The sequence below is a fragment of the Aurantiacibacter sp. KMU-128 genome (assembly GCF_056933515.1).
Genome location: NZ_JBXORT010000001.1, coordinates 2,380,966 through 2,394,739 on the forward strand (window position 1 = coordinate 2,380,966; position 13,774 = coordinate 2,394,739).

Sequence of the window (13,774 nt, forward strand, 5' to 3'; positions counted from 1 at the left end):
CGTAGGGCGGGCATTTCGTTCCTCATGCAACCACTATTGTAATCGCACAAGCACCGTCGGGGTCTGGTCCAATCCCCTCTCTCGGCGGCTTTGGTAGAAAAGCTGACGACACCATGGGATCTTCTGATCACACAAAATCTGTTGCAGGATCGCCCGGAAGGGCAGTTACCGGCAAACCGGACGAACCGGAATGGACGGCCGGCCTGAAGCGGCTGTATGACAGCGTAGTCGAAGAACCGCTGCCGGACAGCTTCAAGGCCCTGCTCTCCAAGCTTGATGGCAGCGAGAGCAAATGAGCGACACCACACCGGCCCGCACGCCGCCCACGCGAAGCGCCGAGGACAAGCGCGCCTTCAAGCGCGAATTGACCGAGGTCGTGCCGCATTTGCGCGCTTTCGCCAGGGGTCTGTGCGGACGCCCCGACATGGCTGACGATCTGGTGCAGGAGGCGCTGCTCAAGGCTTGGGCCGCGCAAGACCGGTTCGAGCCTGGCACTTCGATGCGCGCCTGGACATTCGTTATCCTGCGCAACGCCTATCTCACCGATATGCGCCGCAACCGGTTCCGCGGCGAATATGATGAAGGTGTGGCCGAACGCATTCTTACCGCTCCGGCAGGACAGGAGGAACCAATCCATCTGTCCGACCTGCACCGCGCGCTGCTGACGCTGCCGCCCGAACGGCGCGAGGCCCTGCTGTTGGTTGGCGCAGGGGGGTTTTCCTACGAGGAAGCGGCGAATATCTGCGGTTGCGCCGTCGGAACGATCAAAAGCCGGGTGGGCCGCGCACGCGCGGCGTTAACAAGCATGATCGAGGATGGGGACATTCCCGACCGCTCGATCGACGATCCTGTCGCGCACCGTGCCATTCTGCAGGAACTGGACGATGTCGCCGCCGGGCGCGGCGAGGCTGCGCCGGTCACGTCTGACTGACGGCGGTCGGTCCACGGCGCCCCTAAAGCGCGATTGCCACCCGTAAGCCATCCCCGCTAAAGAATGCGCAATGCAGGTTTCCGATGCCGACTCCAATGTAAACGCCGATGACGCCTCGCTGCGGCAGGAGATGACTTTTGCCGCGCAGGAAGTGCGGCTGGTTTCGGCGCTGGTCGTATTGCTTGCCATCGGGCTGTTTCTGGCGCTACCTTTCGTGCTCTCGATCGGTTCGGTGGTGTTCCTGCCGCTGGTCGCAGCAGTTATCCTGACGATTATCCTGTCTCCGCTGGCCGACAGGCTTTCCAACTGGGGAATCCCCAATTTCCTTGCCTCCTTGATGGCGCTGATGGCATTTTTCGCGATCCTTGCGCTGGCTCTGTCGGCAGTGCTGACCCCGGCGGTTTCGTTGTATGACGAGATTCCCGAAATGGCGGCGCAGGTGGAAGAACACTTCACCCGCATCGCCGCGACGTTCGCTTGGGTGGGAGAACTCAACCGCCAGCTCGCCGCGCTGTCGGGAGAAGGCTCGCAACAAGTGGTGCTGGCGGGGCCGACAATGCTTGAACAACTGGCTTTCGCCACGCCTACCGTGTTGCTGGAAGTCCTGCTGACCTTCCTGCTGGCCTTTTTCATGATTGAAGCGCGGGTGCGTCTGCGCCGTCGCCTGCTGCTCGACCGGCAGGCCGTTGGCGCTAGCCTCAAGGCGGCGCGCGCGATGCGCGAGGTGCAGGACAGGGTCGCCGCCTATATACTGACTGTAGGGATCATCAACATTGGCGTCGGCGTTGTTGTCGCGCTGGGCGCGTGGGCGCTTGGGATGGATGCGCCGGTGATGTGGGGCGGGCTGGCCGCGCTGTGCAATTTTGTGCCCTATATCGGCCCGCTGGCCATGCTGTTGCTGCTCGGACTTTTCGGCATCGGTTCGGCCGATACGGTGCTGGTCGGCCTGATCCCCGCCGGTGCCTATCTGGCGCTGCATACGGTGGAGTCAAACATCGTGACCCCCAGCATTCTGGGCGCGCGTTTCACAATGAACCCGGTGCTCATCCTGCTGGCGCTCGCCTATTTCGGCTGGATCTGGGGCGTGGCGGGCGCGCTGCTATCGGTGCCCATTCTGCTAACGCTTACCGCGCTCGTCGACCATCTGGGCCGCCCCAATTTCATCGGTTTCCTGTTCGGCGAACCGCTGTTTGCAAGCAATGTGCTGGAATTGCGCGAGGCCGACTAGACGCAGACCGCGGACACAAGAAAGGCCCGCGCCGTTGTGGGCAACGCGGGCCTTACCGTCTCGCAAAAGAGCGTTCAGGCTCAGGCAGGGTATACCCAAGTTGTGCCGCGCGCCAGATTGTCGGCAGCGAAATCCCAATTCAGATGGCCGTCAACCACGGCATCGAGATAGGCCGGGCGCGCATTCTGGTGGTCGAGATAATAGGCATGTTCCCACAGATCGATGACCAGCAGCGGGTTCATATCCTGATCGGCGGCGGTATCGGCATCATGCGTGTCGACAACTTCGAGCTTGCCGCCCTTTTCCACCAGCCACACCCAGCCGCTGGCAAAGTGGCCCGCGCCCTTGCTCTTCAGCTGGCTCTTGAGCTCTTCGAGCGAGCCGAAGCTTTCCTCGATCTTGTCCGCCAGATCGCCGCTCGGCCCGGTGCTGGTGGGGGTCAGCGAATGCCAGAAGAAACCATGGTTCCACACCTGTGCGGAGTTGTTGAACAGCCCGGCATTGGTGCCGCGCGACGCCGCGATAATTTCTTCCAGCGACTTGTCCGCATGGTCGGTGCCGGCAATCGCATCATTGGTCTTGGTGACATAGGCCTGGTGGTGCTTGCCATGGTGATAGCTGAAGGTTTCCGCGGTGATCGCAGGCGCAATCGCTTCGGCATCATAGGGCAGCGGCATAAGTGTGAAAGCCATGGGGTATCATCCTTCCTGTGTGTTCGGATTTACGGTCTTGCCCCACCAACGCGTGAAGCCGCGCTGGGTTGCAAGACCATGCAGATTTCCGCCCGCCCCTTTGCCCGCCCGCTTCGCAGGTGACAAGACGGCTTTGACGCGGCAAAGACGGGCAACGCAGCACAGCAGCAGGAACACACATGGGACGCACCTATTTCGGCACGGACGGCATCAGGGGCCGCGCCAATGGCAAGAAACTCAACGCCGCTACCGCGATGAAAGTAGGCCAAGCCGCCGGGCGCCATTTCCTGCGCGGCGATCACAAACACCGCGTGGTGATCGGCAAGGATACGCGCCTGTCGGGATATATGATGGAGAACGCGCTGGTAGCGGGTTTCACCAGCGTGGGGATGGACTGCATCATGACCGGCCCGCTGCCCACCCCCGCCGTGGCGCTGCTGACGCGGGAGATGCGTGCCGATATCGGGGTGATGATCTCCGCCAGCCACAACGCCTATGGCGATAACGGCATCAAGCTGTTCGGGCCGGACGGCTTCAAACTGTCCGATGCCGATGAAGAGGCGATTGAGGCGGCGATGGACGCAGAACCCGTGCTGGCCGAGGGCGACCATATCGGCCGCGCCCGCCGGATCGAGGATGCGCGCGGACGCTATATCCATGCGGTCAAACGTGCGCTGCCTTCCGATCTGCGGTTGGACGGGATGAAGATCGTGGTCGATTGCGCCCATGGCGCGGCTTACAACGTCACCCCCACAGCGATCTGGGAACTGGGTGCGGAAGTCATTGCGATGGGCGTTTCGCCCAATGGCACCAACATCAATGACGGCGTTGGCTCGACCGCACTGGACGCGATCAAGGCGCGTGTGGTGGCGGAAGGCGCAGATATCGGCATCGCGCTGGACGGTGATGCCGACCGGCTGATCGTGATCGACGAGAAGGGGCAGGAGGTCGATGGCGACCAGATCATGGGCCTCATCGGCAGCCGCTGGAAGCTGAAAGGCCTGCTGAAAGGCGACGGGATTGTCGCCACCGTCATGTCCAATCTGGGGCTGGAGCGGTTTCTGGCGGGCGAAGGCCTCAAGCTGGTACGCGCCAAGGTGGGCGACCGCTACGTGCTCGAAGCGATGAAGGCGGGCGGCTACAATGTCGGCGGCGAACAATCGGGCCATATGATCCTGCTCGATCACGCCACCACTGGCGACGGCACGATTGCAGCGATGCAAGTGCTCGCCGCGATGGTGCGCACCGGCAAGCGCGCGAGCGAGCTGCTGCATCTGTTCGATCCCGTGCCGCAATTGCTCAAGAATGTCCGCTTCGAACACGGCGATCCGCTGGCGGATGCCAAGGTGAAGCAGGCAATCGCCTCTGCCGAGGCTGAACTGGCGGGCAGCGGGCGGCTGGTGATCCGCAAATCGGGCACCGAACCGCTGATCCGGGTTATGGCCGAAGGCGATGACGGGCAGCAGGTAGAGCGCGTGGTCGACAGCATTTGCGATGCGGTCGAGGGGGCGGTGTGAGCCTCCACCGCCTAACTAAGACCCGTTCGTCCTGAGCCTGTCGAAGGACTGCTTTTTCTTCTGATCTTTGACCAAGTTCATGAAAGAAAGTGCAGCCCTTCGACAAGCTCAGGGCAGTCGGATAAGGGAAGCAAGTGACCAATCCCCGCCCTCCCCGCATTCTCGTGATCGCCGGATCGGACAGTTCCGGCGGCGCGGGCATTCAGGCGGATATCAAGACCATCACCATGCTCGGCGGCTATGCGATGACCGCGATCACCGCCTTGACCGCGCAGAATACGCGCGGCGTGCGGGTGGTGGAGGCGTGCGATCCCGACTTTGTCGCAGCGCAGATGGATGCCTGCATGGAGGATATCGGCGTCGATGGGGTGAAGATCGGGATGCTCGGCAGCGCGGATATCGCCGAGGTCGTGGCGGACCGGCTGGAAGACCTGCCCTGCCCGATCGTCTTCGACCCCGTGATGGTCGCCACCAGCGGCAGCGTGCTGGCGGATGCGGCGACGATCGAAGTGTTCGAATGGCTGATGGAATTGGCAACGCTCACCACCCCCAATGTTCCCGAACTGGAGGCGCTGGGCGGCGTTAGTGCGATGGCGGAGCGCGGCGTGGCCTATCTCGCCAAGGGTGGCGATGCCGACGGGCCGATGGTCGAAGACCGTCTGGTGCGCCCAGGAGCGGACGACGTCGTGTGGAGCGAGGCGCGCATCGTCACCAAACACACCCACGGCACCGGCTGCACGCTATCGAGCGCAATCGCCACGCATCTCGCACAAGGATTGCCCTTGGAAGAAGCCGTCGCCCAAAGCCGCCGCTTCGTCCGCGAAGCCCTGATGCACGCACCGGGCTTCGGCCTCGGCAATGGCCCGCTGGGGCATCAGGCGGTGCGGTACCTGGATCATTAGTCAGACTGGCGGTCAAGCTGCGCCATGGCATCTTCGATCCGGGAATATGAGTACGGCCCAACGCGAAAATGGACTGAAGTCACGGCGATTATCCCTTCGGGAAGTCCGCTGCTTGTGCCCGGCTTAAGGGAGCCGCCTTCGCTTTCCCATTGGCTGGTTCCGGCCTGGTCGGAAACGCTTTCGATTGTTGTTGGGCTCATGTCAGCCGTCCTTGCTCACAGGTTGACGCTCGTCATGCGGCCATCCCAGATTTGATAAACCGTTTGCCAATCGCCAATGCGTAATCTGCTTTGCCCGATCCCCCAACAATTCGACAGCCGCCGAGTTCTCGCGCTCGGAGCCCGGGCGGGCAGCATTCATAGCCGCAAGCTGGTGATCGAATAGGAGCTTGTTCATCGGCATGGCGTATGATCCTTTTTGGTGAGATGGCACTAGGGGCCGGAAGCAGTCAGCCCCCGGCCCATAGTGGGTGGTGTCAGCCCTGCTGATTGCGGGCCTGATCCTTCTGGCTCGCGCCTTCGCCCTGCTGGTGCTGCAGGTTCACAGCGTGCTTCTTGCCGCCATCGACTTCGCTGGTTTCGTAACTGAACCGCTGATCGACCTTCGGCATCTCGGCTTCCTGCTGCAGATCCGCCTTCTTGAAGCGAAGTGCATCTCCGCCCCCTTCGGGCGAGATTGAGCCGGTGCCGGAGCTGCTGTCATAGCTCTTGATCTTGCCAAAATGTGTCATGGGAGTTCCTCTTTCTTTGGCGCAGGCGATCAGTAGCAACCGCTTATGCGCGGGCTAAGAGGCGAAAAGGAAAGAAGAGAGGGTTAAGTATTGGCCCTCAGGACCGTCGATTGCGACTGGTAGCTGACTATTAAATGGGAACTCCAAGCCAAAATGACAACCCGTATATCATCAATTAATCGGATAAATATTCACAAATATCCCAATTGCCATGCCCACATAGGTGACCGAAATCACAAAAATTATGATGCGCCTTTGTGTAGTCATGTCTTTCCCTTCACGCGCGTGCAACGTGCCATGATTGGCGCGGCTGCAACTAAGTGGCGGAACTGAAGGAAAGAGCCTCCGAATGGCGGAGGCGGTGACCGTCTATTGCGACAGGTAGCAGTGCAGGAGGTAGCCATGCCGGGCCATCATTACAACCGCAGCTTGCGGTGAAGGTTTCGAACCGGGTCAAGGTTCGCACATCGGATCGCAATCAGAAGATGCAGATCACCTCACAAACCATACAACGCCAGAATCGCCGCTCACTTGGCGCAAGGATTCATGCTGGAAGAAGCCGCAGCCCAAAGCCGCCGCTTCGTCAGCGAAGCGCTGATGCACGCGTCGGGCTTCGGGCTAGGCAACGGCCCGCTGGGGCATCAGGCGGAGAGGCTAAAAATCAGGCATAAAGCTGTATTCGACATTCTCGACATCGACGCCCCGCGCCTCGGCCTGTTCGGGGAAGCGGACGAATTCGTCGAAAGTCATGTAATAGGTCTGCATCGAGAAAATCCGCTCGCCGCGGAAGTAGATCATGGAAAACAGGCGGCGGTTGGATTCTTCGAGCCGCCATTGGCAAAACACCGGCCAGAGAACGTCGCTGCCCGATGCTCCTTCGCAATCGGAAGCGACAATCGCGCCGACATCCTCGCGCGCCTGCTCCATTTGCGCGCGCAATTCGGCCATGCCTGCTCCCTCGCGCAAAACGATATCAACGCCGAAAAACGGATCGCGAATGCGATAAGCGAAATGGCTGTCGGTTGCGAAGTGGATTGCCACAGATGACAGGTCTTCGCTCTGGAGCGCGAGCGCAATCTCCGCAATTGCAGAGTCGCGCCGATCGGCCAACAATTGCCGGGCCTCGGCTGCACGGGCGCGTTCCTTTTCGCTCATCGGCTCTGCCGAAGTGGTCGCAAAGAAACGCGGCGGAGGCGGAGCAGGAACATTTGTTTGCTGGCGCAGAAGATTCGCCGCCAGCATCCGCTCGTCAACCAGCCCCACGATTGTAACATAGGGGCTGAGCGCATTGTCTTCGGCCATTAGCAGCAATTGCAGGCGTTCGCCTCCGCAATCGAGATTGGCAGTTCGCATCAGCGTGCCCGGCAAACCGATAGTTTCGATGCTCTCCGTCCGGCAATCGGCGACAGCCTGCAAAATGGCTTCACGGTCGCGGAGAAGGAAATCGAATTCCCAGTTTCCCGACAGCGGAAAAATGTTGGCGATTTGACCGCGCGCAGCATCGATATTGCCATCGGCCAACCGTTCAAGAAAAAGCTGCGTCGCGTCCGGAGATGGCGCGCTTTCCTGCGCCGAAGCGCGCAAGGGGAGCGTGGCCAAAGCGCCAAGCGCACACAGGCCGACGAGGGCAGAACGCGTCCGGCCGCACCGGATCATGCTGCGCCTGCGTTCATAAGTCGTAAAACGCCGCAATCGCCGCCCAACCTTCTTCAGCGGTTTCGCACCACGTAATCAGCTCAAGGTCTTTCGGCGAGATCGTTCCTTCTTCCGCAAGCGCGTCGAAATCGATCACCCGCGTCCAGAAATCCTTGCCGAACAGCAGGATCGGGATCGGCTTCATCTTGCCCGTCTGCACCAGAGTCAGCAGTTCGAAAAACTCGTCAAACGTGCCGAAGCCGCCGGGGAACACCGCCACGGCGCGGGCGCGCATCAGGAAGTGCATTTTGCGCAGCGCGAAGTAATGGAAATTGAGCGAGAGGTACGGTGTCACATACTGGTTGGGCGCCTGCTCGTGCGGCAGGATGATGTTGAGGCCGATGCTTTCCGCCCCCGCGTCGCTCGCGCCGCGATTGGCCGCTTCCATGATCGACGGCCCGCCACCCGAACACACGACGAACTGCCGCTGTCCTTCCTCGACGATCGACATTTCGCTCACCATCTTGGCGAAGCGATAGGCTTCTTCGTAATATTTGGCCTTGGCGGCGAGACTGGCGGCCACCTTCTGGTCGTACTCGCTGCCGTCTTTGGCCGCGTCGATTTTCGCCTGCGCCTCTTCGGGCGAGGGAATGCGCGCCGAGCCGTACATCACCAGCGTCGAGCCGACGCCTGCTTCTTCGAGCAGCATTTCGGGCTTCAGCAGCTCCAGCTGGAAGCGCACGGGGCGCAATTCCTCGCGCAGCAGGAAATCGGTGTCGCGGAAGGCCAGCTTGTATGCCGGATGGCGCGTTTGCGGCGTGGATTGCGGAATGGAATCGGCGAACTTGGCTTCGCGGTCCGCGTGGTAAAAGCGATGATCTTTCAATTCGCTGTCTTTCTTGGATAGGTCTTCGCTCACACGGCTCTCCTCACAGGCAATGACTAAGCCCTAGAGTGCGTTGGCGATGAAGGGAAGGATGGATGCCCCGCAAGGACTCGAACCTTGATTGACGGAGTCAGAGTCCGCTCTCTTACCATTAGAGGACAGGGCAATACCAATGGAGGGCGGGCCATTATCCCGCGTGCCGGATTCGGTCAAGGGGCTAGTGGTCAGCGCGCCGGCCACGTCACTGTGCGGCAGAGCACCGTCACGCAGCCCTGCACGCTGAGTGCGCCATTGCGGCCCGGACGCACGACCGCGCGGTAGGTGCCGCCGTCTTCGGGATTATACACTTGCCCCCGCCATGCGCCGTTATCCCAGCGTAAATTGCTGAGCACGCGGATGCCAGTGATCGGGCGATCCCGCAAAGCAGGATCATCATTGTGCCGGTCGCGGTTCGTTTCGCCCGGCTTGTTGCGGATAATCCGCGTGATCGTGCCGCAGCGGGCATTGCCGCAGGGTGCCACGCGGATTTCGACATAGCCGCCCTGGTCGGTATAGGTGCCGTCAATCGCGGTTTGCGCCGCGGCTGTGGCCGGGAAGGCGAGAGGCAGCGCGAGCGCGGCGGCAGTCATGAAGGTTTTGGTCATATGCACAGATACGTCCGATAGGAGCGGAAGGTTTCACTCAGGCTGAACAACTCGCCCCGCCCAGCACGCAAAAGCGCGCGCAATGCGGGTGGTTGAGCGGGATATCCCGGTCAGCCTCGGCAAGGCTCGCGCCGAGATCGAACTCCGCATCATAGGGTAGCAGCGTGCAGGCAACGACGCGCGCCTCGGGCTCGCCCTTGCGGCGGACGACCATGCGCTGGCTGGCGCACATCACATCGTCGGGCGATTTGCCGAGAATATCCCAGCACGCGGTGGTGATTTCGGGCACGTCCGCCTTGGCATCCATTTCAGGAAAGAGCACCAGACGCGCCGGGTTGGTTGCATCAATGGCGATGCCCTCGCGCTCGAACAGTGCGGCATAGGCCAGCCGCGCCTGTTCCTGCGTTTCGCCCGGGAGCGAGCGCCCGGCGGCAGCGATGGAAAAGCCGTTGGCCGAGAGCCAGCGCAGGCCCTCCAGCATCGGTGCCCAGCTGTTCGGCCCGCGCTCTGCCTCGTGGAAGGCTTGGGTATAATGGTCGATACTCACTCGGATCGTCAGCTTCGCGCCATAGGTCTCGCGCAGCCGCAGCAGCGCCGCCTCGTGCCGTCGCATCGGCTTCATCGCATTGCTCAGCACCAGCACATCAAACCCGCGCGCCAGAGCGTCCTCCACCATCGCGATGATGTCGGGGTTCATAAACGGCTCGCCGCCGGTGAAGCCGATTTCGTGGGGGCGGAGGCGCGGTGGCCCGGCTTCCACTTCATCGAGGAAGCGGGAAACTTCGTCGGCGGTTAGGTATACTAGCGCATCATTGGTCGGGCTGCTTTCGATATAGCAATTGGCGCAGGCGAGATTGCACAGCGTGCCGGTGGCGAACCACAAAGTCTCCATCTGCCGCAAAGCGACGCTGGCGCGCGGTTCGCCCTTGGCGGTGACCAACGGATCGGCGAATTTCTCCGCGCCAAGGCGTTCGGCCTCGACCGCAAAAGGCGATGCTCCAGTCGGAGCGTTCCGGGACAACGAGCGCGACGCCATATCAGAACATCCGCCGCATTTTGGCGAGGAATGCAACCCAGCGTTTGGGCCATTTGCCGAACACGGTCGGCTCCCACGCGGTGAACGCCGCGGCCTTGGTGATTTCCGAGCGGGTCGGGTAAGAGATGATCGCGCCGCCGACATCGAACGTGCCCGCTTTGCCGGTGATCATCTGGGTGAAAGGCAGCAGCAACTCGCCCGCATTCGGCCCGCAAATGCTCGCGCCGACGACCTTTTTGCCGTTCAGCATCACTTTGCAATGTCCCTCGGTCACGCCCTCGGCGATGGCGCGCTCATTATGGTCGAAGCCTTCCTTCACTACGGTCAGCTTTTCGCCGTATTTCTCCCGCGCCTCGGCCTCGGTCAGGCCGATCTGCGCGACTTCGGGCTCGGTATAGGTGCACCACGGCAGAGCGCTGTAATCGACCTTGCTCGGCAGGCCGAGTGCAATTTCGAGCACGACGCGGCTGCCTTCGTAACCCGCCGCATGGGTCAGGCGCGGCCCTTCGCGGCAATCGCCGATGGCGTAGATGTGTTTGAGGTTGGTGCGCCGCCGCGCATCGACCGCAATGCCGTTGCGGCCCAGTTCCACGCCGATCTCTTCCAGCCCGTAGCCCTTGGTGCGCGCTGTGCGACCGACCGCCACAAGCAGGTGCGAGCCCGCAATGTCCTCGCCGCCATCGGTGGTGACGGCAACGCCGCCGCCCTCGCCCGCAGTGACTTTCTCTGCCTTGCCCTTCACGAAGCGCACCCCTTCGCGCTTCATAGTTTCGACCACAACGGCGACAGATTCTCGATCATCGCGGCCCATCGGTTCGCCCGGCTCGATCACTGTCACCCGGCTACCGAGGCGGCAGAAACTCTGCGCCATTTCCATGCCGATCACCCCGCCGCCGATAATGACGAGATGTTCGGGCTGCTCGGCCAGATCGAACAGGTTTTCATTGGTGAGATAGGGCACATCATCGATGCCGGGGATCGGCGGCACAAACGGCCCGCTGCCGGCGGCGATCACGATGCGCGGCGCGGAAAGCGTGCGTCCGCCGACTTCCACCGAATGCGGGCCGGTGAATTTGGCGTAGTCCTGAATGACCTCGCAGCCCATCTCCTCGAACGTCTCGACCGAATCATGCGGCTCGATATCGGCGATCGCCTTGTGGACGTGCGCATGGACGCCTCCCCAATCGACGATGGGCGCGGCGAGTTGCACGCCCGCCCGCTTCTCCTCGCGCGCCTCGGCCGCACGGCGGGCGGACGCGATCAGCGCCTTCGACGGGACGCAGCCATTGTTAAGGCATTCGCCGCCCATTTTATGGCCTTCGATCAGCGCCACTTTAAGCCCGAACAGCGCGCAGCCGCCCCCTGCGGTAAGCCCTGCGGCCCCGCCGCCAATTACGATAACGTCATGCGTGTATTCCATGGATTTCCCCCACGTAACCTATTGTTGCTGGGAAACGAAACGCTTCCTGTCTATGGCCACCAACTTCGCAGTGAAGGGATGAAGAGTTTCATGAACCTCCAAAATTCGCAGGACTATTACGGCAAAGTGCTGGGCGGCTCGGCCGATCTGCGCACCGATGCCTGCTGCACGTTCGAAATGCCCGGAGAAGCGGTGCGCAAGGCGCTGAAGAACGTGCATGAGGAGGTGAAAGCGCGCTATTACGGCTGCGGGCTGGTGACGCCGCAGGCGCTCGAAGGGTGCAAAGTTCTCGATCTGGGTTCGGGCAGCGGGCAGGATGCCTATCTGCTCGCGCAACTGGTCGGGCCGACCGGCAGCGTAACCGGCGTCGATGCGACGCCCGAGCAGCTTGCCGTGGCGCGCGAATATCAAGGCTGGCACGCCGAACGCTTCGGCTATGCCAATGTCGATTTCGTCGAAGGCGATATCGAGAAGCTCGACGAGCTTGGCCTTGAAGAAGGCAGCTTCGACGTCATCGTCTCCAATTGCGTCATCAATCTGGTGGCGGACAAGGAGGCGGTGTTCCGTGCCGCCTATCGGCTGCTGAAGCCGGGCGGAGAGCTGTATTTCTCCGACGTTTACGCCGACCGCCGCGTGCCCGCACATTTGCTCGGCGACCCCGTGCTGCACGGCGAATGCCTGTCGGGCGCGCTCTATTGGGGCGATTTTGACCGGATCGCCAAAGCCGCCGGTTTCGCCGATCCGCGTCTCGTCACCGACCGGCCGATGGGCATCAATGACGCAGAAATCGCTGCCAAACTGGACGGGATCAATTTCGTCTCCGCCACTTATCGCCTGTTCAAGCTCGACGGGCTAGAGCCGCAATGCGAGGATTACGGGCAAGCCGTGCGTTACAAGGGCAGCGTTGCGGGCGAGGAGCGGATGTTCCTGCTCGATGCACATCACGCCATCGAGAAGGGACGGATTTTCCCGGTTTGCGGCAATAGCTGGCTGATGCTCGCCGAAACGCGCTTTGCGGAGCATTTCGAGTTTCTGGGCGATTTCGCCACGCATTACGGCGTGTTCCCCGGCTGCGGAACGGCGGTTCCGTTCGGCCAGTCCGACGCCAATCCGACGAAGTCCGAAGCGCCCTGCTGCTGATGCAGATACTCGTTACCGGAGCCGCCGGGCTGATCGGCGGCGAAGTCTGCGCGCGGCTAGCGGCGCGCGGGCACGAGGTTGCGGGGCTGGTTCGCCGCAATCCGGATATCCGCGGAAATGACGGCGCGCTGGTTGAGGGCGCAAGGGCGCTTGCGGGCGATGTGACCCAGCCGTTGATGGGGCTCAAAGCAGAGCCCTTCGACCTTGTCATCCATTGCGCAGCGAGCCTCGAATTCGACGCGCCCGAAGAGGAGCTTCGAGCGGTCAATGTCGAGGGCACACGCAACGCGCTGGGCTTCGCCGCGGCGGCTGGGGCGCGCTTTCTCCATGTCAGCACCGCCTATGTTTGCGGGCAACGCGACGGGGTGATCGCAGAAGAGGCCGTGCCCGAGGGCACAGTTTTCACCAATCGCTACGAAGCGAGCAAGGCGGCGGCAGAAGCGGCGGTGACCGCAAGCGGCGTGCCCTTCGCAGTGGCACGTCCAAGCATCGTGCTGGGCGACAGCGCGAGCGGCGCAATCCGCGACTTCCCATCGCTGTGTAACGTCTTCCGCCTGATGGCGCGCGGCAAGGTGACGCAATTCCCCTGCGTGCCGGGATCAACGCTCGATCTGGTGCCGCTCGATCACGTCGCGGCGGGGATCGTCGCGCTGGCGGAGCGGATGGAGGAGGCGGAGGGCGGCTATTTCCACCTCGTCGCCCGCGATCCACTACCCGCTGCCGCGCTGGCACATGGCGTGCAAAGGGTAGCGCACTTTCCTGACCCGACGGTGGTCGCACCGGAGGACTACGATCTCGAAGCCCTGTCTCCCACGGAACGCCTGCTGGCGGGCCGGATGCTGGGGACGTTCGGCGCGTATTTCACACGTTCGCCGGTTTTCGATGACGCGCAGTTTCGCAGCGTGACCGGCCTCGAATGTCCGCCGACAGACGATGCGTGGCTCGACCGGTTGATCGCCTACGGGATTGCGCGGGGGTATTTGCCGTCGGCGTAATTTCCCTTCCAAGTCACC

General features: G+C 62.1%; 16 protein-coding genes and 1 tRNA gene. 7 read left to right on the forward strand and 10 right to left on the reverse strand.

What is annotated here, in order from left to right; genetic code table 11:
- Window positions 1-113: 113 nt before the first annotated feature.
- From ACS0VV_RS11625 to ACS0VV_RS11635, 3 genes are all read left to right on the forward strand, one after another.
- Window positions 114-296 (forward strand): NepR family anti-sigma factor, encoded by a 183-nt coding sequence (locus ACS0VV_RS11625; RefSeq protein WP_483532860.1) that lies wholly within the window; start codon window positions 114-116, stop codon window positions 294-296.
- Entirely contained in the window at window positions 293-931 is a 639-nt protein-coding gene (locus ACS0VV_RS11630) for a sigma-70 family RNA polymerase sigma factor (protein ID WP_483532861.1), read from the forward strand. Before ACS0VV_RS11625 ends, ACS0VV_RS11630 begins: the two co-directional genes overlap by 4 nt.
- A gap of 70 nt (window positions 932-1,001) precedes the next feature.
- Window positions 1,002-2,159 carry an AI-2E family transporter gene (locus ACS0VV_RS11635; RefSeq protein ID WP_483532862.1) on the forward strand — a complete coding sequence of 386 codons (1,158 nt, stop codon included), beginning with the start codon at window positions 1,002-1,004 and terminating at the stop codon, window positions 2,157-2,159.
- An 80-nt stretch (window positions 2,160-2,239) separates the two neighbouring features.
- Here ACS0VV_RS11635 and ACS0VV_RS11640 read toward each other — a convergent pair whose 3' ends face one another.
- Entirely contained in the window at window positions 2,240-2,851 is a 612-nt protein-coding gene (locus tag ACS0VV_RS11640) for a superoxide dismutase (RefSeq protein WP_483532863.1), read from the reverse strand.
- Between the two features lie 179 nt (window positions 2,852-3,030).
- On the opposite strand from ACS0VV_RS11640, the gene glmM reads away from it, so the two are divergent.
- Both glmM and thiD read left to right on the forward strand, forming a co-directional pair.
- On the forward strand, window positions 3,031-4,368 hold the full coding sequence (gene glmM / locus ACS0VV_RS11645) for a phosphoglucosamine mutase (protein ID WP_483532864.1): 1,338 nt from the start codon (window positions 3,031-3,033) through the stop codon (window positions 4,366-4,368).
- A gap of 134 nt (window positions 4,369-4,502) precedes the next feature.
- Window positions 4,503-5,270, forward strand: coding sequence for a bifunctional hydroxymethylpyrimidine kinase/phosphomethylpyrimidine kinase (gene thiD, locus ACS0VV_RS11650; RefSeq protein WP_483532865.1), 768 nt, complete (start codon window positions 4,503-4,505; stop codon window positions 5,268-5,270).
- On the opposite strand, the gene ACS0VV_RS11655 is transcribed toward thiD, so the two are convergent.
- The 9 genes from ACS0VV_RS11655 to ACS0VV_RS11695 all read right to left on the reverse strand — a co-directional run bounded on the left by ACS0VV_RS11655 (window position 5,267) and on the right by ACS0VV_RS11695 (window position 11,621).
- A complete protein-coding gene (locus ACS0VV_RS11655) occupies window positions 5,267-5,470 on the reverse strand; it encodes a hypothetical protein (RefSeq protein WP_483532866.1) in 204 nt (67 codons plus the stop codon). The genes thiD and ACS0VV_RS11655 overlap by 4 nt on opposite strands.
- 1 nt (window position 5,471) lies before the next feature.
- A complete protein-coding gene (locus ACS0VV_RS11660) occupies window positions 5,472-5,672 on the reverse strand; it encodes a hypothetical protein (protein WP_483532867.1) in 201 nt (66 codons plus the stop codon).
- Window positions 5,673-5,745: 73 nt separating this feature from the next.
- Window positions 5,746-6,000: a cold-shock protein gene (locus ACS0VV_RS11665; protein ID WP_483532868.1), complete on the reverse strand. Its 255-nt coding sequence runs from the start codon at window positions 5,998-6,000 to the stop codon at window positions 5,746-5,748.
- A gap of 654 nt (window positions 6,001-6,654) precedes the next feature.
- Window positions 6,655-7,656 (reverse strand): hypothetical protein, encoded by a 1,002-nt coding sequence (locus ACS0VV_RS11670; protein ID WP_483532869.1) that lies wholly within the window; start codon window positions 7,654-7,656, stop codon window positions 6,655-6,657.
- 13 nt (window positions 7,657-7,669) lie between these two features.
- Complete coding sequence (locus ACS0VV_RS11675) at window positions 7,670-8,554, reverse strand: LOG family protein (protein WP_483532870.1); 885 nt, start codon at window positions 8,552-8,554, stop codon at window positions 7,670-7,672.
- 59 nt (window positions 8,555-8,613) lie between these two features.
- Window positions 8,614-8,687 (reverse strand) — tRNA-Gln (locus tag ACS0VV_RS11680).
- A 58-nt stretch (window positions 8,688-8,745) separates the two neighbouring features.
- Window positions 8,746-9,165 (reverse strand): DUF2147 domain-containing protein, encoded by a 420-nt coding sequence (locus ACS0VV_RS11685; protein WP_483532871.1) that lies wholly within the window; start codon window positions 9,163-9,165, stop codon window positions 8,746-8,748.
- Between the two features lie 37 nt (window positions 9,166-9,202).
- Window positions 9,203-10,186: a radical SAM protein gene (locus ACS0VV_RS11690; RefSeq protein ID WP_483532872.1), complete on the reverse strand. Its 984-nt coding sequence runs from the start codon at window positions 10,184-10,186 to the stop codon at window positions 9,203-9,205.
- 16 nt (window positions 10,187-10,202) lie between these two features.
- Window positions 10,203-11,621, reverse strand: a complete 1,419-nt coding sequence (locus ACS0VV_RS11695; protein WP_483532873.1) for a dihydrolipoyl dehydrogenase family protein — start codon at window positions 11,619-11,621, stop codon at window positions 10,203-10,205.
- Between the two features lie 90 nt (window positions 11,622-11,711).
- Here ACS0VV_RS11695 and ACS0VV_RS11700 point away from each other — a divergent pair, with 90 nt between their 5' ends.
- The gene (locus ACS0VV_RS11700) at window positions 11,712-12,761 is read left to right on the forward strand and encodes a methyltransferase domain-containing protein (protein ID WP_483532874.1); all 1,050 of its coding nucleotides are present in this window, start codon (window positions 11,712-11,714) and stop codon (window positions 12,759-12,761) included.
- Window positions 12,761-13,756, forward strand: a complete 996-nt coding sequence (locus tag ACS0VV_RS11705; protein ID WP_483532875.1) for an SDR family oxidoreductase — start codon at window positions 12,761-12,763, stop codon at window positions 13,754-13,756. The genes ACS0VV_RS11700 and ACS0VV_RS11705 overlap by 1 nt, the downstream gene beginning before the upstream one ends.
- Window positions 13,757-13,774 lie beyond the last annotated feature (18 nt).

Coding starts and splice junctions, on each gene's coding strand:
- ACS0VV_RS11625 (WP_483532860.1), top strand. CDS start 114: ATGGGATCTTCTGATCACACAAAATCTGTTGCAGGATCGCCCGGAAGG.
- ACS0VV_RS11630 (WP_483532861.1), top strand. CDS start 293: ATGAGCGACACCACACCGGCCCGCACGCCGCCCACGCGAAGCGCCGAG.
- ACS0VV_RS11635 (WP_483532862.1), top strand. CDS start 1,002: ATGCAGGTTTCCGATGCCGACTCCAATGTAAACGCCGATGACGCCTCG.
- ACS0VV_RS11640 (WP_483532863.1), bottom strand. CDS start 2,851: ATGGCTTTCACACTTATGCCGCTGCCCTATGATGCCGAAGCGATTGCG.
- glmM (WP_483532864.1), top strand. CDS start 3,031: ATGGGACGCACCTATTTCGGCACGGACGGCATCAGGGGCCGCGCCAAT.
- ACS0VV_RS11655 (WP_483532866.1), bottom strand. CDS start 5,470: ATGAGCCCAACAACAATCGAAAGCGTTTCCGACCAGGCCGGAACCAGC.
- ACS0VV_RS11660 (WP_483532867.1), bottom strand. CDS start 5,672: ATGCCGATGAACAAGCTCCTATTCGATCACCAGCTTGCGGCTATGAAT.
- ACS0VV_RS11665 (WP_483532868.1), bottom strand. CDS start 6,000: ATGACACATTTTGGCAAGATCAAGAGCTATGACAGCAGCTCCGGCACC.
- ACS0VV_RS11670 (WP_483532869.1), bottom strand. CDS start 7,656: ATGATCCGGTGCGGCCGGACGCGTTCTGCCCTCGTCGGCCTGTGTGCG.
- ACS0VV_RS11685 (WP_483532871.1), bottom strand. CDS start 9,165: ATGACCAAAACCTTCATGACTGCCGCCGCGCTCGCGCTGCCTCTCGCC.
- ACS0VV_RS11695 (WP_483532873.1), bottom strand. CDS start 11,621: ATGGAATACACGCATGACGTTATCGTAATTGGCGGCGGGGCCGCAGGG.
- ACS0VV_RS11700 (WP_483532874.1), top strand. CDS start 11,712: ATGAACCTCCAAAATTCGCAGGACTATTACGGCAAAGTGCTGGGCGGC.
- ACS0VV_RS11705 (WP_483532875.1), top strand. CDS start 12,761: ATGCAGATACTCGTTACCGGAGCCGCCGGGCTGATCGGCGGCGAAGTC.